Origin of the sequence: Cryobacterium sp. Y82 (assembly GCF_002929495.1) — a bacterium.
Taxonomy (GTDB): domain Bacteria; phylum Actinomycetota; class Actinomycetes; order Actinomycetales; family Microbacteriaceae; genus Cryobacterium; species Cryobacterium serini.
In genome coordinates this window covers 145172-165800 of sequence record NZ_PJJJ01000035.1, presented here as the reverse complement: position 1 = coordinate 165800, position 20629 = coordinate 145172, and the positions used below count along the sequence as shown (strand labels likewise).

The 20629-nt window shown below is 63.4% G+C and carries 15 protein-coding genes; 12 read left to right on the top strand and 3 right to left on the bottom strand.

Annotated features, from left to right (window positions below; all coding sequences use genetic code 11):
• Positions 1-172: 172 nt before the first annotated feature.
• The 4 genes from rpsA to uvrB all read left to right on the top strand — a co-directional run bounded on the left by rpsA (position 173) and on the right by uvrB (position 5344).
• Positions 173-1627, top strand: a complete 1455-nt coding sequence (gene rpsA / locus CXY70_RS12900; protein WP_092448535.1) for a 30S ribosomal protein S1 — start codon at positions 173-175, stop codon at positions 1625-1627.
• 367 nt (positions 1628-1994) lie between these two features.
• Positions 1995-2504 carry a two-component system response regulator gene (locus CXY70_RS17850; RefSeq protein WP_158250980.1) on the top strand — a complete coding sequence of 170 codons (510 nt, stop codon included), beginning with the start codon at positions 1995-1997 and terminating at the stop codon, positions 2502-2504.
• An 81-nt stretch (positions 2505-2585) separates the two neighbouring features.
• Positions 2586-3251 carry a dephospho-CoA kinase gene (gene coaE / locus CXY70_RS12890; protein ID WP_104192753.1) on the top strand — a complete coding sequence of 222 codons (666 nt, stop codon included), beginning with the start codon at positions 2586-2588 and terminating at the stop codon, positions 3249-3251.
• A gap of 29 nt (positions 3252-3280) precedes the next feature.
• Positions 3281-5344 carry an excinuclease ABC subunit UvrB gene (gene uvrB / locus CXY70_RS12885; RefSeq protein ID WP_104192752.1) on the top strand — a complete coding sequence of 688 codons (2064 nt, stop codon included), beginning with the start codon at positions 3281-3283 and terminating at the stop codon, positions 5342-5344.
• Positions 5345-5588: 244 nt separating this feature from the next.
• Here uvrB and CXY70_RS12880 read toward each other — a convergent pair whose 3' ends face one another.
• The 3 genes from CXY70_RS12880 to CXY70_RS12870 are packed head-to-tail and all read right to left on the bottom strand — an operon-like array spanning position 5589 to position 9768.
• Positions 5589-8438, bottom strand: coding sequence for an FtsX-like permease family protein (locus CXY70_RS12880; RefSeq protein ID WP_104192751.1), 2850 nt, complete (start codon positions 8436-8438; stop codon positions 5589-5591).
• Entirely contained in the window at positions 8435-9163 is a 729-nt protein-coding gene (locus tag CXY70_RS12875; protein ID WP_104192750.1) for an ABC transporter ATP-binding protein, read from the bottom strand. The genes CXY70_RS12880 and CXY70_RS12875 overlap by 4 nt, the downstream gene beginning before the upstream one ends.
• On the bottom strand, positions 9160-9768 hold the full coding sequence (locus tag CXY70_RS12870; protein WP_104192749.1) for a PadR family transcriptional regulator: 609 nt from the start codon (positions 9766-9768) through the stop codon (positions 9160-9162). Before CXY70_RS12870 ends, CXY70_RS12875 begins: the two co-directional genes overlap by 4 nt.
• A 135-nt stretch (positions 9769-9903) precedes the next feature.
• On the opposite strand from CXY70_RS12870, the gene uvrA reads away from it, so the two are divergent.
• From uvrA to tpiA, 8 genes are all read left to right on the top strand, one after another.
• On the top strand, positions 9904-12771 hold the full coding sequence (uvrA, locus tag CXY70_RS12865; protein WP_104192748.1) for an excinuclease ABC subunit UvrA: 2868 nt from the start codon (positions 9904-9906) through the stop codon (positions 12769-12771).
• Between the two features lie 14 nt (positions 12772-12785).
• The gene (gene uvrC / locus CXY70_RS12860; protein WP_104192747.1) at positions 12786-14687 is read left to right on the top strand and encodes an excinuclease ABC subunit UvrC; all 1902 of its coding nucleotides are present in this window, start codon (positions 12786-12788) and stop codon (positions 14685-14687) included.
• A 73-nt stretch (positions 14688-14760) separates the two neighbouring features.
• The gene (rapZ, locus tag CXY70_RS12855) at positions 14761-15636 is read left to right on the top strand and encodes an RNase adapter RapZ (RefSeq protein WP_104192746.1); all 876 of its coding nucleotides are present in this window, start codon (positions 14761-14763) and stop codon (positions 15634-15636) included.
• 81 nt (positions 15637-15717) lie between these two features.
• Positions 15718-16707 carry a DNA-binding protein WhiA gene (gene whiA, locus CXY70_RS12850; RefSeq protein ID WP_104192745.1) on the top strand — a complete coding sequence of 330 codons (990 nt, stop codon included), beginning with the start codon at positions 15718-15720 and terminating at the stop codon, positions 16705-16707.
• Positions 16708-16831: 124 nt separating this feature from the next.
• Positions 16832-17458, top strand: a complete 627-nt coding sequence (locus CXY70_RS12845) for a superoxide dismutase (RefSeq protein ID WP_104192744.1) — start codon at positions 16832-16834, stop codon at positions 17456-17458.
• Positions 17459-17554: 96 nt separating this feature from the next.
• Positions 17555-18562 carry a type I glyceraldehyde-3-phosphate dehydrogenase gene (gap, locus tag CXY70_RS12840; protein WP_104192743.1) on the top strand — a complete coding sequence of 336 codons (1008 nt, stop codon included), beginning with the start codon at positions 17555-17557 and terminating at the stop codon, positions 18560-18562.
• Positions 18563-18572: 10 nt separating this feature from the next.
• Entirely contained in the window at positions 18573-19787 is a 1215-nt protein-coding gene (gene pgk, locus CXY70_RS12835; RefSeq protein WP_104192742.1) for a phosphoglycerate kinase, read from the top strand.
• Positions 19778-20578, top strand: coding sequence for a triose-phosphate isomerase (gene tpiA, locus CXY70_RS12830; protein ID WP_104192741.1), 801 nt, complete (start codon positions 19778-19780; stop codon positions 20576-20578). The genes pgk and tpiA overlap by 10 nt, the downstream gene beginning before the upstream one ends.
• The last annotated feature ends 51 nt before the right edge of the window (positions 20579-20629 follow it).

The following is a 20629-nucleotide window of genomic DNA, read 5'->3' as shown; positions in this document are numbered from 1 at the left end:
TCGAGTTGCTCCTCGTCGCTTCGGGTGGCTAGACTAAGGTGTCACAATCGTGACGCCTATCCGCTGCCATGCGCGGAGTGTTCCCCGGTTTTTCTGCACCGCCGAGCATCAATAACACTTGCACAACTTTTTGCGTGTGGCCCGATTTTGTCCATCCTGGAGCAACTACTACATGACAATCGCAACGACCGAACGGGCACCCAAGCAGGTCGCCATTAACGACATTGGATCTGCTGAAGACTTTCTTGCCGCGGTCGAAAAGACTCTGAAATTCTTCAACGACGGAGACCTCATCGAAGGCACCGTTGTGAAGATCGACCGCGACGAGGTTCTCCTCGACGTTGGGTACAAGACCGAGGGTGTCATTCCCTCCCGCGAACTCTCCATCAAGCACGACGTTGACCCCTCTGAGGTTGTCAAGGTCGGCGACCTGGTCGAGGCCCTCGTTCTTCAGAAAGAAGACAAAGAAGGCCGCCTCATCCTCTCTAAGAAGCGTGCTCAGTACGAGCGTGCATGGGGCGACGTTGAGAAGATCAAGGAGTCCGACGGTGTTGTCACCGGTTCGGTCATCGAGGTCGTCAAGGGTGGACTCATCGTCGACATCGGCCTGCGCGGCTTCCTGCCGGCATCGCTCATCGAACTTCGCCGTGTTCGCGACCTGACCCCGTACCTGGGCCAGGAGATCGAAGCGAAGATCCTCGAGCTCGACAAGAACCGCAACAATGTCGTGCTGTCGCGTCGCGCCCTGCTCGAGCAGACGCAGAGCGAAAGCCGCACCACGTTCCTCAACAACCTCCAGAAGGGACAGGTCCGCAAGGGCGTCGTCTCCTCGATCGTCAACTTCGGTGCGTTCGTCGACCTCGGCGGCGTCGACGGTCTGGTTCACGTTTCCGAGCTCAGCTGGAAGCACATTGAGCACGCCAGCGAGGTCGTTGAAGTTGGCCAGGAAGTCACCGTCGAGATCCTCGAAGTTGACCTCGAGCGCGAGCGTGTCTCGCTGTCGCTCAAGGCTACGCAGGAAGACCCGTGGCAGGTATTCGCCCGCACCCACGCCATCGGCCAGGTTGCACCGGGTAAGGTCACCAAGCTCGTTCCGTTCGGCGCGTTCGTTCGCGTTGCCGAGGGCATCGAGGGCCTCGTGCACATCAGCGAGCTCTCCGGCAAGCATGTCGAGCTCGCCGAGCAGGTTGTCTCGGTCGGCGACGAGGTCTTCGTCAAGGTCATCGACATCGACCTCGAGCGTCGCCGCATCTCGCTGAGCCTCAAGCAGGCCAACGATGGCGTCGACCCCGACGGCACCGAGTTCGACCCGGCGCTCTACGGAATGCTCACCGAGTACGACGACAAGGGCCAGTACAAGTACCCCGAAGGCTTCGACTCTGAGACCAACGAGTGGCGCGAAGGCTTTGACGAGCAGCGCGAAAAGTGGGAGCAGGACTACGCTGCTGCCCAGGCTCGCTGGGAAGCCCACAAGAAGCAGGTTTCGACCGCGAACGACGAAATCGCTGCCCCCAGCGACGTCGCACCGGCCGGATCGGCCTTCTCGAGCGAGTCGGCTGGCGCCGGCACGCTCGCCGACGACGAAGCACTCGCGGCCCTCCGCGAGAAGCTCTCTGGCGGCAACTAGCACCACAGCACGACGCTCAACGGCGGGCCGCATCCTTCGGGGTGCGGCCCGCTGTGTTGTATAACCGATGGATCGGACACCAGCGGTTGACGCAACGCCTGCGGCTAAGGCAGATGCCGAAGTCTGCTGTGCATCCGTCGAGGTCGAGGTCGAGGTCGGGGTCGGGGTCGTGGTTGTGTGCGGCCTGACCGTGGGACTCTGGACACTTCGTGCTATACCTGATAGTGAGGATATTTCCTCCTCCTTAGCGCGTCCCGATATCTTCAGGATTGCCGCGCACTTCCAACTTCCCCACGAAAACCTGTTTTCTGGACGAATTCGCCCGTGCACACCAGTTCCACGAATCACAGCCCCATCGGAGCATTTCATGAAAAGTTTTCGTCCCTCAGACAACGGCGGCACGGGGGGCGACGCTCCCTTCGACGTAGCGCCGTCGAGCCACACCGAAGCCATCATCAGCAACAACACCGCAGCGAGCCACTCGACGGCACTCGTCGTCGAGACCGATCCCGAATCGGCCGAGCTCCTCCGGCTGCTCCTGGAGTCGGACGGATTTCGGGTAATCACGGTTGCGACCGGCGAGGAGGCTCTCGATATCACTCGGAGAGTTCCGCTGAGCCTGATCACCCTCGATGTGTATCTTCCCGGAATGGATGGTTGGAAATTCCTGTTGAAGCTGCAAGATTCACTGGGGCAGGAATCCGCACCGGTCATTGTTATCGGTGGTCGGACGGATATGGGCATGGCGCTGAGCAGGGGGGCTGCTGCCGTCCTGGAGAAACCGCTCCAGCCGGCCGAGCTGCAGACTTCTCTCACCCTGCTCGGCCTCCGCAGCCGTGAAGCACTCCTGGCCGAGATTCAGCGGGCCCTCAGATAGGTCGATGCCCGCAGTCCTCTTTCGGTGCAGGTGGTCGCGTCCGCTCGTCACGCGCGGCGGCGCAGCGGATAGCATGGCGGAATGTACTTGATAGGACTGACCGGCGGGATCGCGTCGGGCAAGAGCACAGTGGCCAAGCGCCTGGCCTCCTGGGGCGCCGTGGGGATCGACGCCGACCAGCTGGCTCGTGAAGTGGTTGAACCCGGCACGCCCGGCCTCGCAGCGATTGCCGCCGAGTTCGGCGACACGATCTTGCTGGCTGATGGCACGCTGAATCGACCGGCGCTGGGCGCCATCATTTTTTCCGATGCGAGCCGGAGAGAGCGACTGAACGCCATCACGCATCCGGCCGTTCGACGACTCACCCGCGACCGGGTCGCCGCTGCAAGTGCCGTCGACTCGCACGCCATCGTTGTGTACGACGTTCCGCTCCTGGCGGAGGCCATCGCCGGCGGTCTGGTCACGTTTGATCTGATCGTTGTCGTGCACGCAGATGCTGTGACCCGAATCAAGCGCATGGTGGACTTACGCGGACTGACGCGTGAGGAAGCTGCCCACCGCATTTCCGCGCAGGCCAGTGATGCGGACCGCCTCGCCCTGGCCGATGTCGTCATCGACAACAACGGCACCGTTGAAGCGACTCTGGCTCAGGTTGACGCCCTGTGGACTCGCGTACGGGCGGACGAAGCTCGCACGGTCGAAGAGTCCGACGGCACCCGCACGCCGTGGTCTGCCCGCCGAGGCTGACTGTCAGACCCCCTTTGTAGAATGGGAGCATGGAACCCACCCGCTCTGTGAACCCGTTTGAAGTGGTCAGTGAGTACACGCCGAGCGGTGACCAGCCCTCCGCCATCGCCGACCTGACCGCCCGGATCAACGCCGGCGAAACAGACATCGTTCTGCTCGGCGCCACCGGAACCGGAAAATCGGCCACAACCGCCTGGCTGATCGAGCAGGTGCAACGCCCGACGCTGGTACTGGCCCACAACAAGACTCTCGCAGCCCAGCTGGTCAACGAATTTCGCGACCTCATGCCCAACAACGCGGTGGAGTACTTCGTCTCGTACTACGACTACTACCAGCCAGAGGCCTACGTGCCGCAAACGGATACGTTTATCGAGAAAGACTCCTCGATCAATGAAGAGGTGGAACGGCTGCGGCATTCCACCACCAATTCACTGCTGAGCCGGCGCGACGTCATCGTCGTCTCCACCGTGTCGTGCATCTACGGGCTCGGCACGCCGCAAGGCTACCTCGACGCCATGATCGCGTTGCAGGTGGGCCAGAAAGTCAGCCGCGACTGGTTGGTGCGCAAATTCGTGGCCATGCAATACAAGCGCAACGATGTCGACTTTTCGAGAGGTAATTTTCGCGTGCGCGGCGACACGATTGAGATCATCCCGATGTACGAGGAGCTCGCTATTCGCATCGAGATGTTCGGCGATGAGATCGAGGGGCTGTACAGCCTGCATCCGCTCACCGGTGACATCGTCAAGAAACTCGATTCGGTATCCGTTTTTCCCGGATCTCACTATGTCGCAAGCGACGACGTCATGCGCCGCGCCATCGGCACCATCGAGATTGAACTCGCGGAGCGCCTGGAGGTGCTCGAACGTGAGGGCAAGCTACTCGAAGCCCAGCGGCTGCGGATGCGCACCACCTTCGACCTCGAGATGATGGAGCAGATCGGGTTCTGCTCCGGCATTGAAAACTACTCCCGTCACATCGATGCGCGCGAACCGGGGGAGGCTCCGCACTGCCTGCTCGACTATTTTCCCGACGACTTTCTCATGGTCATCGATGAGTCACACGTGACCGTGCCGCAGATCGGCGCTATGTACGAGGGAGACTCCTCACGTAAGCGCACCCTGGTCGACCACGGCTTTCGGCTGCCGAGCGCACTCGACAACCGCCCGCTCAAGTTCAACGAATTCAAGAACCGGGTCGGTCAGACCGTTTACCTGTCGGCCACGCCGGGTAAGTACGAGATGGGTATCGCCGACGGCATCGTCGAACAGATCATCCGCCCGACCGGCTTGATCGACCCACAGATCATCGTGAAGCCGAGCGCCGGGCAGATTGACGACCTGCTCGAAGAAATCAAGAAGCGCACCGAGCGCAACGAACGCGTGCTCGTCACGACGCTCACCAAGAAAATGGCCGAGAATCTCACGGACTTCCTCACCGAAGCCGGGGTGCGCGTGCGCTACCTGCACTCCGACGTCGACACGTTGCGCAGGGTGGAACTGCTCACCGAACTGCGAGCCGGCATCTACGACGTGCTGGTCGGCATTAACCTGCTGCGTGAGGGCCTCGACCTGCCCGAGGTGTCCCTCGTCGCCATCCTTGACGCCGACAAAGAAGGGTTTCTGCGCTCGGCCACGTCGCTCATCCAGACCATCGGGCGGGCCGCCCGCAACGTGTCCGGCGAGGTACACATGTACGCCGACCGGCTGACGGCATCCATGGAGAAAGCGATCGACGAGACCGACCGTCGACGGGAGAAGCAGGTCGCCTACAACACCCTGCACGGCATCGACCCGACGCCGCTGCGCAAACGTATTGGCGACATCACCGAGGCGCTCGCCCGTGAGGAGGCCGATACCGCCGAACTGCTGGCCGGCCGCGATGCCCGGCGCAAGAGTTCCACTCCTAACCGGCGGGTCGGCCTCGCTGCGAACGGCGCCAACGACCTCGAATCGATCATCGCCGACCTGAACTCGCAGATGCTCGAGGCTGCCGGGGAGCTGAAGTTCGAACTGGCCGCGCGCCTGCGCGATGAGCTTTCCGAGCTCAAGCGCGAGCTGCGGCAAATGGAGAAGGCCGGCCACCTGCAGTAGCCCTGCTTTGCGCGCCTCCGAACGGGGTGCCGTCACCGAGCCCTGTTGTCGCGGCACCTGTTGGGGATCACGGCACGCGTTCTTAGGGGTGCCGCGATCCTGAACGAGTGCCGCAAGTCGGGGTCGTCCCTCGGCCGGCCGGCTAGAGCGTCGCTGCACTCGCTGGAGATCGCGGCACCCTTACGAACGAGTGCCGTCAGCGCTAACGAGTGCCGCGAGGGCGGATGCCCGATGCCCGTGCGATTCAGTCGAACGCGGCCCGGTTGCTGAACCGGGTGCGGTTGCCGCCAGTCGTGAGGGCACCACCAACCGCGACGACCGCCGGCAGCGCCACCACGATTAGCGCGAGCTGCAGCCACGGGGGAGTGAACGGCAGCAACGAGTGACCAGCGGTGTCGCGGGTCAGCGACAGCGCAAGCGACGGCACCAGCCCGAGCAGCACCCCGATGATGCTGCCGAGCCCGACGATCACCACGGCCTGCCAGAACCCGAAGGCTCGACGCACCCGCGGTGATGCACCGAGCGACGTGAGCACTGCATTGTCGCGGTGCCCGTCAGCGCGGGCGAGTCCGATCGTGATCGACGCCGTGACCAGGGCGATGATGGTGGTGAGAGCGAGCAGCGCCCAGGTCCACGACGCGCCATAAGTTTGCGGGCCCGATTCGCTTATAAGGGAAAATTTCGGCGAGATGGCGGCGAGGGCACCCTGGGCGTGGTCGAATTCGGCTTGGGTCGGTGCCGCACCGATACTGCTGACCACCATCGACGGCCGGTACGCGAGGTTGGACGCATCGGCTGTGGCAGTCAGCATGAACACGGCGTAGGGCAGGGGATGCTCCGGCTCCTGCACGCTCGCGGCCAGCGTCAGGCTGCGAGCTGGCTTCAGGGTGGAGTTGAGCTCGGTGATCCAGTCGATCTGAACGCTGTCGTTGACCACGTATTGTGCGTAGGTGGCGACAGCTCCACCGGCGGCGAGCGTTGCCCGGGACTCGGTCGAGACCGGCTCTCCGAGAATCGCGGCGAAGTCTGCCAGATCGCCAACCCAGATGTGGTCGTTCATGCTCGACATCGTGAACGTGTCGAGATAGTAGGGAGTGGGGCACCGGGTGTCGGTGCGGTTTTCCGCCTCCGGGTTCGAGCCCGGCCGACTGGCATCACTCGGACACACCGCGCCGGGGTCGAGCCGCGGTAAAGCGAAGGTCGGCTCAGCAGCGGCGTTCCCACTCCTTTCGGCATCGGTCTCTCCGAAACCCATTGGCGGATCCTCGGCGCTGCTCAAGAGGCGGGCCTGGGCGCTGGGAAAACTGCTGTCGACGGCGGCAACGACCTCGAGGCCGCTTGTCTGCAGCTCGTAGCCGTACGGTGGCTCATCGACGGAGGTGTTCAGGCTCACCCACGCCGTGTCCAGCGGGGCGCCGAAAACGTAGTTCTTGGTCGAGTTCAACTGGAAGGTCGCCACGAGACTCATCGCGAACGTGGCGACAAAGACGCAGCTCATGATGGCGGCGATCGCCGGAACGCTGCGCCCCGGATTGCGGGCGACATCCCGGGTCGCCAAGCGGGCGGCTGGTCCGACTCTCGAGGCGACCCGCGCCGCCCACCGCAGAATCAGCGGAGCGACGAACACCGCGCCGATCTGCATGATCACCGGGCCACCAACGATGAGCCAAATTCCGAGGGTGGCCAGGCCCTGGCGGTAGGTGGGCACGTAGGCGGCGAGCTCGATCAACCCGCCGGTGACGGCCATGACGGCACCGATGGCCAACAAAACGAGCCCGGCCGCTGGTCGGCGACGCGTTGCTCGTGGCGGGCGCTGGGCGCCGCGCAGCGCCGCCAGAACGTCGATGCGGCCAGCAGCCCGCGCCGGAACCGCCGCTGCACACCAGCCGGCGAGCACGGCGAAGATCGCGATGACGAGCAGGGAGACCAGATCGAGGTGAAAACCCGGGTACCGGGCCGCGCTGCCGTTCGCCGAAATCTGCATGAAAATCCACGCACCAGCGAGGCCGAGCAGCGTTCCCAGTGCCGCTCCGAGAGCGCCGAGAATGACTCCGCCGAACGACATCACGCGAAACAGCATCCGTTTGTCGCCGCCGACGCTCGCGAGGGTTGCGAGCGTGCGCTGCTGGGTGCGGGCGCCGACAGTGAACGCGGCCCCTGCGAGCAGTGCCACCTCGAACAGGGCGAATCCGCCGAGCAGGGCGATGAAGAGATTTTCGAAGTCGCGGGAGAAGCTGCTATCAAAAGGGGAGCTGCCTGCGGGCGGCGGGTCGAGCAGCACCGTGCGCGAAAGAACGGTTGCCCCGCGCGGGTTTAGCTCACCGATCTGGCTCCAGGTGAGTGGGGTGTCGGGCAGGTACCACTCGGTCATCAGGTCGGCATCGTCGGGCATGATGCCGTCGAAGGCGCCGGGCATACCGTAGAACGCCACGATGCTGTCGTCAAAATAGGCGTAGCGAATCGTGCCGACGATGGTGAACGATGCGGCACGGGGCGCGGTCATGACGGCCGTCGACCCGATCTGTGCTCCGAGGCGGTCGAGCGCCGCGGCGGTCACCATGATCTCGCCGCCATTGGTTGGCGCTGAACCAGACGTCACGTCGTACTTGCCGGCAAACGCTGGGTCCCAGGGCTGGCCCTGTACGGCGTTGAACGAGCCGAGCCCGTCCTTCGTCTCCGCGACGACGTTCGTCTTCCGAATGGACAGCAGGTGGGTACCAGCGGGGAACAGCGACGCGGCGGTGACCGGCGTCGGCTCGATCGACTGCGCGGCGTCGGCACGGATGACCTGATCGCTGTGACCCGAAAACCGGTCATTGATCGGGTCCTGGGTGAACTGCGGGTCGGGTGCTGCGGCGATCACGACACGCGCCTCAGTCGACCCAAGCTCGAGTGCAACGTGCTCAGCGGGGGTTGCGACATTGCTCGCGGTCACCGTCGTGATCCCCACCATTCCCAGCACGGGGATCGCCACCAGCAGTGCGATCAGCGCGCTGCGACCGCGGGACTGTCCGGCCATCCGCCGGGCGATCCGAAACGCGATTCGAGTAGATCCCGGGCGCCCGCCAGCGAGCGAACTCGGTTCAAAACTCATGCCGGCAGCCCGCTCAGCAGGCTCGACACAGCGGATGCCTGCGACTCGTCCACGATCCGCCCGTCGCGCAGAAAGACGATCCGGTCCGCCCACGCCGCGTGGCGAGCATCGTGGGTGACCAGAATGCCGCCGGCACCGGCGTCGACTCGCGAGCGGAGCCTCCGCAGCACGAGTTCGCCGGTCGTGCTGTCGAGGGCGCCGGTGGGTTCATCGGCGAGAATCAACGATCGGCCGCCGACGACAGCGCGGGCGATCGCCACCCGCTGCTGCTGGCCGCCCGACAGGTCGGAGGGAAAGTGCTGGGCTCGATCGCCGAGCTCGACGATATTGAGCGCATCGAGGGCTGGGCGGTGCGCCTTCTTCGACGTCCACCCGTCGAGTTCGAGCGGCAGGCTCACGTTTTCGAGCGCGGTCAGCGACGGAATCAGGTTGAAATCCTGAAAAACGAAGCCGAGGCTGCGGCGCCGCAGCGTTGCGAGTTCGCGGGCCGAGAGCTGGCTGAGCCAGTGCCCTTCGACCACGACCTCCCCGGCCGTCGGCGGCGTGAGCCCGCCGGCCAGGGTCAGCAGGGTCGATTTTCCCGAACCGGATGCCCCCATTACCGCAACAAGTTCGCCGCGGCGCACCGACAGGTCGACGCCAGCAAGCGCCGTGATCGCGGTCTCACCGCGGCCGTACTGCATCGAAACGCCGTCGAGCTGAAGTAGAAGATCCGAGCCGGTCATGCGCTGGCCTGCACCGTCTTGGCCGGGCGACCGCGCTTGGGTACCGCGGTGTTCAGTGGCAACGGTTTCGCCAGGCCGGCCGCGCGCGCCCGGGCCAGCCGGTGCTCCGAGTGATCGAGCCAGCGGGCCTCGGCCTCGGCCGCGAAGATGAGCGAATCGACCACGAGCAGCCAGGCCAGCTGCTCCGCCGATTCTGGGTCGGCGGTCGCGTTCTTGGTGCGGGTCAGCTCCTGCAGGGTGCGCATGGTGGCGGTGCGCTGCACCTGAATCACCTGGGCGATGTCGACTCCCGGCAGAGTCACCGCAATAGCGAGCTTGATGGCGAGCTCGTCGCGGGTGGCCATGGTGCGCACCACGGGGGAGCCGAGCCACTCGGCGACCTCCGTGCGGCCGGCATCCGTTATCTCGACGTAATTCTGACCGTCGGCGTCGATATCGGCCTTCTGCACGAGGCCGTCCCGCTCGAGCCGGTCGAGGGTGTTGTAGATCTGGCCGACGTTGAGCGGCCAGGTCGACCCGGTGCGACGGTCGAATTCGGCCCGCAACTGGTAGCCGTAGCACGGCCCCTGGTTCAGGATGGCGAGCAGACTCTGGCGAACAGACATACGACCTCCGGCACTTCAACGGCTAATAATCACCAAGTATATACATACTCAAAAACAATATCAGTAGATGCCGGTGTTCGCTCTCGGCGATGCTTGCTGTCAGGCACTGTCAGCGGCGGTGCATAGACTCTATGAGTGTCGATTACCAAGGTAGAAACAGGTCCGAAACTCAGTGTGCGCGGAGCCCGCGTGCACAATCTCCACAACGTAGATCTGGAGATTCCGCGCGATTCGCTCGTGGTCTTCACCGGTCTCTCGGGTTCGGGCAAGTCGTCGCTCGCCTTCGATACCATTTTCGCCGAGGGGCAACGCCGCTACGTCGAGTCGCTTTCGGCCTACGCCCGGCAGTTCCTCGGGCAGGTTGACCGGCCCGACGTGGACTTCATCGAGGGCCTGAGCCCGGCGGTCTCGATCGACCAGAAGTCGACCAACCGCAACCCGCGGTCCACGGTGGGTACCATCACCGAAATCTACGACTACATGCGCCTGCTCTGGGCCCGAATCGGTGTGCCGCACTGCGCCGTCTGTGGTGAGATCATCCAGTCCCAGACCGTACAGCAAATCGCCGACCAGCTCATGGAGCTGAAGGCGGGCATCCGCTACCAAGTGGTCAGCCCGGTCATCTCGCAAAAGAAGGGCGAGTTCGTCGACCTGTTCCAGGAACTCGCCGGTGGCGGCTATTCCCGCGCAATCGTTGACGGCACGCAGATTCAGCTCAGTGAACCGCCCACGCTCAAGAAGCAGCAGAAGCACGACATCGCCGTCATCGTCGACCGCCTCGTCGCCGGTCCTGAACTGCTTTCCCGCCTCACCGACTCGCTCGAAACAGCGCTCAAGCTCACCGACGGGCTCGTCCAGATCAACTTTCTCGACGAAGAAGGCGACAAGGCCTGGCAGAACTATTCGGAAAAGCTGTCCTGCCCGAACAACCACCCGGTGCAGCTGACCGAAATCGAACCGCGCACTTTCTCGTTCAACGCCCCGTTCGGCGCCTGCCCCGAGTGCTCCGGCCTCGGCACGCGCATGTCGGTGGATGAAGACCTGCTGCTGGGTGACCCCGACCTGAGCATCGCGGAAGGCGTCGTGCTGCCCTGGACTACCCAGGGCAAGGGCCTGTTCCAGTACTACGAGAAGCTGCTCGACGGCCTCGCCCGCGACCTGGACTTCTCCCTCGACACCCCGTGGGGCGAATTGTCCAGCGAGGTACAGAACGCCGTCATGCGCGGCGACAACTTCGAGGTGCGGGTTAAGTGGAAGAACCGCTATGGCCGGGAGATGAGTTATACCTCCGGTTTCGAGGGTGTCGTTCCCTACATCGAACGCCAGTACCTGCAGGCCGAGAGCGACACCCAGCGCCAGCGCTGGTCCGAATATCTGCGCGAGGTCGACTGCCACGTCTGCAAGGGCACAAGGCTCAAGCCCGAGGTTCTCGCCGTGCTCGTGCACGAGGCGAGCATTGCGGATGTCTGCGCGCTCAGCTTGAGCGACGCGCGCGAATTCATGGACACACTCACGCTTACCGACCGTGAAGCTGCCATTGCCGCCCAGGTCTTGCGCGAGATTCGGGCACGTCTCGACTTTCTCATCCGGGTGGGGCTGAACTACCTGAACCTTGCTCGCGCTGCGGCGACCCTCTCCGGCGGCGAGGCGCAGCGCATCCGCTTAGCGACCCAGATCGGCTCCGGCCTCACCGGGGTGCTCTACGTACTCGACGAGCCGAGCATCGGCCTGCACCAGCGCGACAACCGCCGTCTGATCGAGACCCTCGTCACCCTGCGTGACCTCGGCAACACACTCATCGTGGTCGAGCATGACGAAGACACCATCAAAACAGCCGACTGGGTCGTTGACATCGGGCCGGGCGCCGGAGTCAATGGCGGGCACGTCGTGCACTCCGGATCCTACGAGGGTCTGCTGGCCAACACGAAATCGCTCACCGGAGACTATCTGTCCGGGCGCAAGTCCATCGCCACGCCGAAGACTCGCCGCCCGATTGATCCGGAACGATTGATCGGCGTCACCGGTGCCGAGGCGAACAACCTACAGAAGGTCTCGGTGACCTTCCCCCTCGGCACGTTCACCGCGGTCACCGGGGTGAGCGGCTCCGGCAAATCATCGCTCGTCAACGACATCCTCTACCGGGTACTCGCCAACCGGCTCAACGGTGCCCGTAAGCTGCCCGGCAAGCACACCAGGGTCACCGGCCTGGACCAGCTCGACAAGGTCATCCACGTCGACCAGGCACCGATCGGCCGAACGCCCCGCTCCAACCCGGCCACCTACACCGGCGTGTTCGACAAGATCCGAACGCTGTTCTCCGAAACCATCGAATCCAAGACTCGCGGCTACCTGCCCGGCCGGTTCAGCTTCAACGTCAAGGGAGGGCGCTGCGAAGCTTGCTCGGGTGACGGCACAATCAAGATCGAAATGAACTTTCTGCCGGACGTGTACGTAGCCTGCGAGGTGTGTGGGGGAGACCGGTACAACCGAGACACCCTCACCGTGCACTACAAGGGCAAGAACATCGCCGAGGTGCTCGACATGCCGATCAGCGAGGCGGCCGATTTCTTCGAACCGATCTCGTCGATCCACCGTTTTCTGAAGACGCTCGTCGAGGTCGGCCTCGGCTATGTGCGCCTCGGCCAGAGCGCTACGACCCTGTCCGGCGGCGAAGCCCAGCGGGTCAAGCTCGCCACCGAGCTGCAGCGCCGCTCAAACGGCCGCAGCGTGTACGTGCTCGATGAACCCACGACGGGCCTGCACTTCGAAGACGTGCGCAAACTGCTGCTCGTGCTCAACAGTCTGGTCGACAAGGGAAACACCGTTATCGTCATCGAGCACAACCTCGACGTTATCAAGTCGGCCGACTGGGTGATTGACCTCGGACCAGAAGGCGGGTCCGGCGGCGGCAAGGTGCTCGCTACCGGCACGCCGGAACACCTTGCAACGGTCAAGAAGAGCTTCACCGGTTCTTTCCTGAAGGAGGTCCTGGCGGCCGGCTAGGCGGTCACCCGGTCATGTCTGATGCCCTGAGCTATCGTCCGAAAACGGGCGAGATTCCCACGACCCCTGGGGTATACCGGTTTCGCGATGCGACCGGGCGCATCCTCTATGTCGGCAAGGCCAAGAACCTGCGGGCCCGGCTGAGCAACTACTTCGCCCCGCTGCACAGCCTGCACGAACGCACCCGGCGCATGGTCACCACCGCGACCGGGGTCGAGTGGACGGTCGTCGGCACCGAGGTCGAAGCCTTGCAGCTCGAGTGGATGTGGATCAACGAATTCGATCCGCCGTTCAATGTGCAGTTCAAGGATGACAAGTCCTACCCGTATCTCGCCGTTACCCTGGGCGACGAGGCGCCGCGCGCCCTGGTAACCCGTACAGAGGGCATCAAGGGTGCTCGCTATTACGGTCCGTACCCAAAGGTGTGGGCGGTGCACGAAACCATTGAGCTCATGCTCAAGGCTTTTCCCATCCGCACGTGCAACAACGCCAATTACAAGCGGGCGATGCAGAGCGGCAAGCCGTGTTTCGCCGGCCAGATCGGTCGATGCTTCGGCCCCTGCTCCGGCCTGGTTTCGATGGCGGATCACCGAAAAATCGTCAACGAGTTCGTCAGCTTCATGGGCAGTCACGACAGGAAGCTCATCAACGAACTCACCCAGGAGATGAAGGACGCAGCGGCGGCGCAGCAGTACGAAATCGCCGGCAAACGGCGCGATCAGGTGCGGGCACTCAACGCCGTCCTTGAAAAGAGCGCGGTTGTGCTGCGGGACAACGTTGACATCGATCTGTTCGCCATCGAGCAGGACGAGTTGGCCGCAGCCGTGCAGCTGTTCATCGTACGGGGCGGGCGCATCCGCGGTGTGCGTGGCTGGATGGTTGACAAGGAGCTCGACGTCACCATGAGTGAACTCATCGACTCCATGATGCAGACGGCCTACAACCATGACGCATTGCCGCCGCGCGAAATCGTGCTCCCCGAGCTGCCAGAAGATGCTGAGGCCCTGGAGGCGTGGCTGGCAGACCTGGCCGGTCGTAAGGTGCGGCTCGTAGCCGCCCAGCGCGGTGAGAAGGCGGCTCTGCTCGTGACGGCGAGCAACAACGCCAAGCAGGCGCTGATGCTCTACAAGACTCGGCGGAGCTCAGACTTCGTCGCACGTTCCAAGGCCCTGGAGGATATTCAGGACGCCCTCGAGATGCCGGCCGCTCCACTGCGCATGGAGTGCTACGACGTGTCGCACCTGAGCGGCACCAATATTGTCGCGTCCATGGTCGTCTTCGAAGACGGGTTGCCCCGCAAAGACGAATACCGACGCTTTAACATTCCCGAATCTACCGACGACACCGACTCGATTTATCAGATTCTCACTCGACGCCTCGCCTACCTGAAGCCAGAGTCGGTTGCCGCGGATGCACCAAACTCCGCTCCAGGCACCGTCGAATTGAGCGACATCGGCCAGGTGGAGCAGAAGCGCGCCAAATTCAAATACCTGCCCAACCTGCTCATCGTCGACGGCGGGCAACCGCAGGTAGCCGCCGCCAAGCGCGCCCTGGCCGAATCGGGCGTGACCGGAATCCAATTGTGCGGGATTGCCAAGCGGCTCGAAGAAATTTGGCTGCCCGACTCCAACTATCCGGTGATTCTGCCCCGCAACAGTGACGCGCTGTTTTTAATCCAACGCATCCGCGACGAAGCCCACCGGTTCGCCATCACGCACCAGCGCATTCGCCGCAAGAAAGATATCTCTTCGATTTTGGGTGCGATCGCGGGGCTCGGGCCGGCCCGGGTGAAAGTTTTGTTGCAACATTTCGGTTCGGTGGCGCGCCTCAAGGTGGCTTCGGTGGCGGAAATAGCGGATGTTCGCGGCATCGGCCCGGTGCTGGCCGAGTCGATCCACGCCCACCTGCGAGCCTGAACGTAACCCGAAACCGGCCAGCGCTCGGTAGGCTTGCTAGTCCATCAACTTCTCATTAAGGCGATTTTTAAGAATGACTACGGACCCGGACAAGCAGGAAGTGCTGATCGTCACGGGAATGTCCGGGGCAGGACGTTCCACCGTCGCCAACGCGTTGGAAGACCTGGACTGGTACGTCGTCGACAATCTTCCGCCGCAAATGCTGCGGCCCCTGGTCGATCTGGTTGAACGGGCTGGCACGAATTTGCCCAAGATCGCCGCCGTGGTGGACATTCGCGGTCGCGATCTGTTCGGCGATTTTCTCGAAACCGTGCAGCAACTGCGTAGCAACACCCAGGTGCAGGTTATCTTTCTCGAAGCCAGGGACGACGCGCTCGTGCGCAGGTTTGAATCCGTGCGCCGACCTCATCCGCTTCAGGGCGACGGCACCCTTCTCGACGGCATCTCGGCAGAGCGTTCCCGGTTACTCGCCGTGCGGGAATCGTGTGATCTCGTTGTCGATACCTCGGATCTGAACGTGCACCAGCTCGCGACGACGATCACCGAACGGTTCGCGGGCGAGGGGCGAGCGGGGCTGCAGCTGACCATCATGAGCTTCGGCTTCAAGTACGGCCTGCCGACGGACGTCGATCTCGTCGCGGATGCCCGCTTTCTGCCGAACCCGTTCTGGATCCCCGAATTGCGTGCGCACACCGGCGTCGAGCCAGAGGTGAAAGACTTCGTACTTGCCCAAATTGGGGCCCTCGATTTTATCGACCACTACGCCGCAGCCATGGCGCCGGTGTTGGCCGGCTACCAGCGAGAAAATAAACGTCACGCCACCATCGGCATCGGCTGTACCGGAGGCAAGCACCGCTCCGTTGCGATGGCTAGGGAACTGGCCTCTCGACTCGAAAAACTTCCCGGTGTCGCGGTCAATATCAAAGACCGCGACCTCGGACGCGAATAAGCGAGCCCGGGCGCAGCATCCGGCTCCCCAGGCTTTCACCACTCAGACATAACGCAACTGATCAACAGAATGGAAAAGCGATTGGCACTCACCGCCGACGTTAAAGATGAACTTTCGCGCGTGGAGGTCTCCAAGACCACCGTGCGCGCGGCCGAACTGGCCACGATTCTCCGGTTCTCCGGCGGATTACACATGATCAGCAGCCGCATCGCAATCGAGTCCGAACTCGACACTGCCATCCTGGCTCGCAGGGTGCGCAAAGATCTCGCGGAACTGTATGGGGTACGCAGCGCCCTGCAGGTCATCGCTGCCACCGGCATCCGTCAGTCCAGCCACTACCTCGTCCAGGTCATCGAGGGAGGCGAAACACTCGCGCGGCAAACCGGCCTGCTGGATGCCCGCCGCCGGCCTATTCGCGGTCTGCCCAACCGTTTGACCACGGGCTCGAAGGAAGAAATCGCCGCCGTCTGGCGCGGCGCTTTCCTCGCCCACGGCACCCTGACCGATCCGGGCCGATCGGCGGCGCTGGAAGTCGTCTGTCCCGGCAATGAGGCAGCCATGGCTCTCGTCGGAGCGGCCGGACGCCTCGGCGTCGCAGCCAAAGCGCGCGAGGTTCGAGGGGTGCACCGCGTCGTCATCCGCGATGGCGACGCTATTGGGGCCATGCTCGTGCACATGGGTGCCACCAACACGGTGCTCAACTGGGAAACCCTGCGTCAACGGCGCGAAGTGCGGGCCACCGCGAACCGATTGGTCAACTTCGACGACGCCAACCTGCGTCGCTCCGCCGAAGCGGCCGTTGCAGCCTGCGCCCGAGTGCAGCGAGCGATGGATATCCTCGGTGAGGATATCCCCGAGCACCTGCGTTACGCGGGAGACCTGCGTCTTAACTTTCGTGACTCCAGTCTTGACGAACTCGGCCACCACGCCGAACCGCCAATGACCAAGGACGCCGTCGCCGGCCGAATTCGACGTTTGCTCGCTATGGCAGACAAGAAAGCGGTCGAACTCGGCATCGAAGGAACCGACGTCGGCTATCCCATTCACCCCGACGACCTAGCGCCCGTGTGAATCGAACCATGATCGTGCACGAGGTCTTGAATTCTGTGACTTCGAACGCGCGCGGTTAGACTGAATCGTCGCTTACAACGCCGCCTCACCTGGTGTGGCGGCACAACCCACAAGGAGATAAGTAATGGCTGAATACACCCTCCCCACCCTTGATTACGACTACGCGGCCCTCGAGCCCAGCATCAGCGGCACCATCATGGAACTCCATCATGGCAAGCACCACCAGGCATACGTCACCGGCGCCAACACGGCACTGGCCCAGCTCGCGGAGGCCCGCGACAGCGGAAGCCTCGCCAACGTGAACAAGCTGCAGAAGGACCTCGCCTTCAACCTCGGCGGTCACGTCAATCACTCCATCTTCTGGACCAACCTGTCCCCGAACGGCGGTGACAAGCCGGTCGGCGAGCTCGCTGCGGCGATCGATGACAACTTCGGCTCCTTTGACAAGTTCCAGGCGCACTTCACCGCGGCCGCGCTCGGCGTGCAGGGTTCCGGCTGGGCAGTCCTGGCCTGGGACTCCATCGGGCAGCGCCTGATCATTCAGCAGTTCTTCGACCAGCAGTCCAACTTCGCTGCCGGAACCGTTCCGGTTCTCATGCTCGATGTCTGGGAGCACGCCTACTACCTCGACTATCGCAACGTGCGTGCCGACTACGTCAAGGCCTTCTGGAACATCGCCAACTGGGCAAACGTCCAGGAGCGTTTCACCGTCGCGCGCGAGAAGACGAACGGACTGCTGCTACTCTCGTAGCCGGTTGGTGCCCCGAGCGATACGGGGCACCGCCGTTGTCCTTCCGCATTCTTTTCATCGCGCCTTCCGGCGCCTTTTCAGTAACAGGAGCTATTTGTGTCCGTAAAGATCGGCATCAACGGATTCGGCCGCATTGGTCGTAACTACTTCCGAGCGGCCCTCGCCAAGGGCAGCGACATCGAAATTGTCGCCGTCAACGACCTCAGCGACCCCGCATCGCTCGCGCACCTTCTCAAATACGACTCCGTCGGCGGCCGACTGAACGCCACCGTCGAGGTCGACGGGGACAGCATCATCGTCAACGGCAAGCCCATCAAGGTGCTCGCCGAGCGCGACCCGGCCAACCTGCCCTGGGGCGCGCTGGGCGTGCAAATCGTCATCGAGTCGACCGGCCGCTTCACGAAGGCCGTCGACGCCCAGAAGCACATCCAGGCCGGCGCCAAGAAGGTCATCGTCTCGGCTCCCGCAACGGGTGCTGACGTCGCGACGCTCGTGCTCGGTGTGAACGAAGACACCTACGACACGGCGATTCACGACATCATCTCGAACGCGTCCTGCACGACGAACTGTCTTGCGCCACTGGTCAAGGTGTTCCTGGACAACTTCGGCATCGAGCGTGGTCTTATGACCACGATCCACGCCTACACCGCAGACCAGAACCTGCAGGATGGCCCCCACAGCGACCTCCGTCGCGCCCGTGCGGCTGCGCTGAACATCATCCCGACCTCGACCGGTGCCGCTAAGGCTCTTGGCCTGGTCATCCCGGAGAGCATCGGCAAGCTCGATGGCTATGCGCTCCGCGTTCCGGTTCCGACCGGTTCGATCACGGACCTCACCCTCACCGCCTCCCGCGCGGTGACGGTCGAAGAAGTGAATGCCGCCTACAAAGCCGCAGCCGAAGGCCCGCTCAAGGGCATCCTCAGCTACACCGAGGACCCGATTGTCTCCAGCGACATCGTCGGCGATCCGCATTCGTCGATTTTCGACGCCGGTCTCACCAAGGTGATCGGTGACCAGGTCAAGGTTGCCTCCTGGTACGACAACGAGTGGGGTTACTCCAACCGCCTCGTGGACCTGACCGAGTTCGTCGCCGAGCGACTCTAACGGCCGCGCGGTGACGTTACGCACCATTGACTCGCTTGGTTCACTGACCGGCAAGCGGGTTATTGTCCGCTTCGACCTGAATGTTCCGTTGAAAGACGGGCAGATCACCGACGACGGACGAGTGCGGGCATCACTGCCCACCCTCAGCGCCCTCGTTACCCAGGGCGCCCGCGTGGTGATCGTTTCTCACCTCGGGCGCCCCGACGGGGCCGTTGATCCCCAATACAGCCTGCGGCCCGTTGCCGCTCGCCTGAGCGAACTGGTGAACCTCCCGGTAGCTTTCGCCACCGATACCGTCGGCGACGCGGCCACGCGGGCCGTCGCGGCCTTGCAGAACGGCGACATCGTCGTTCTGGAGAACCTGCGGTTCAACGCCGGTGAAACCAGCAAAGCGGATGCCGAGCGCCTCGCGTTCGCCGAAAAGCTCGCACTGCTCGGCGACGCGCTCGTCTCCGACGGCTTTGGTGTCGTGCACCGCAAGCAGGCGAGCGTGTTCGATCTCGCCTCACTGCTTCCGAGCGCTGCCGGCCTGCTCATCGCGGCCGAACTCGACGTGCTCGACCGGCTCACCGAAAAGCCGGAAGCGCCCTACACGGTCATCCTCGGCGGTTCGAAGGTGAGCGACAAGCTCGGCGTGATCGGGCATCTGCTTCCTCGAGTGAATTCTTTGCTCATCGGCGGCGGTATGCTCTTCACCTTTCTGGCCGCCCAGGGGCACAAGGTCGGCGCCAGCCTGCTGGAGATCGACCAGATCGAGACAGTCCGAGGCTACCTGGCCGAAGCCGAACGTCTCGGCGTCAAGATCGTGCTGCCGACCGACGTCGTCGTGGCATCGAAGTTCGGTGCAGATGCCGAATACGAGATCACCCCGGCCGACGGCATCGAGAACACTCCCTTCGGTGCGGCCGGACTCGGCCTGGACATCGGGCCGGACACCGCTAAAGCGTTCGCCGAGATTATTCGCGCGTCGCAGACGGTGTTCTGGAACGGCCCGATGGGTGTTTTTGAACTGGCACCGTTCGCGGAGGGCACCCGCACCGTGGCCGCAGCACTCACCGAGGTCACCGGCCTCAGCGTGGTCGGTGGTGGCGACTCTGCCGCTGCCGTGCGCATTCTCGGTTTCAACGACGACCAATTCGGTCATATTTCTACCGGCGGCGGCGCGAGCCTCGAATTTCTCGAAGGCAAGCGTCTCCCAGGACTGGAGGTCCTCGGATGGCAGTGAACATCAACCCTCGGCGCACACCGCTGATTGCGGGCAACTGGAAAATGAACCTGGACCACCTCCAGGCAATCGCTTTCGTGCAGAAGCTCGCCTGGAATCTTAAGGATACCGGCCACGATGTCGCCGCGGTCGAGGTAGCCGTGTTCCCGCCCTTCACGGATTTGCGCAGCGTGCAGACCCTTATCTCGGCCGACAAGCTTTCGCTCGCCTTCGGGGCGCAAGATGTCTCGGCACACGATTCGGGGGCGTACACCGGTGAGATTTCGGGTGCTTTCCTCGCCCAACTGGAGTGCCAGTACGTCATCATCGGTCACTCCGAACGCCGCACCCTGCACAACGAGTCCGATGAGCAGGTCGCTTCTAAGGTGACCGCAGCCCTCAAGCACAACCTCGTGCCGCTGATTTGCGTGGGAGAGAGCGCCGAGGACCTCGCCGTTCATGGGCCCAGCGCGGTTCCGGTCGCCCAGCTGCGGGCTGCTCTCGCGGGCGTTACGAACGCGGCGGACATCGTCGTAGCCTACGAGCCGGTCTGGGCCATTGGCTCCGGACAGGCTGCCACGCCGGAGCAGGCCGAGCAGGTGGCGGCCGCGCTGCGTGGCGTCCTCGCTGAGACTCTTGGTCAGGATGTAGCCGACAAGACCCGCATCCTCTACGGAGGTTCGGTTAAGAGCAGCAACATCGCCGCGTTCATGCGGGAACCCAATGTCGACGGAGCGCTCGTCGGTGGTGCGAGCTTGGATATTACTGAGTTTTCCAGCATTGTTCGGTATCAGAAGCACGTCGGCCGTTAAACCGACGCGCACCCGACAGTGAGGAGAGAGGTGGTTGCCCGTGTGGCAACC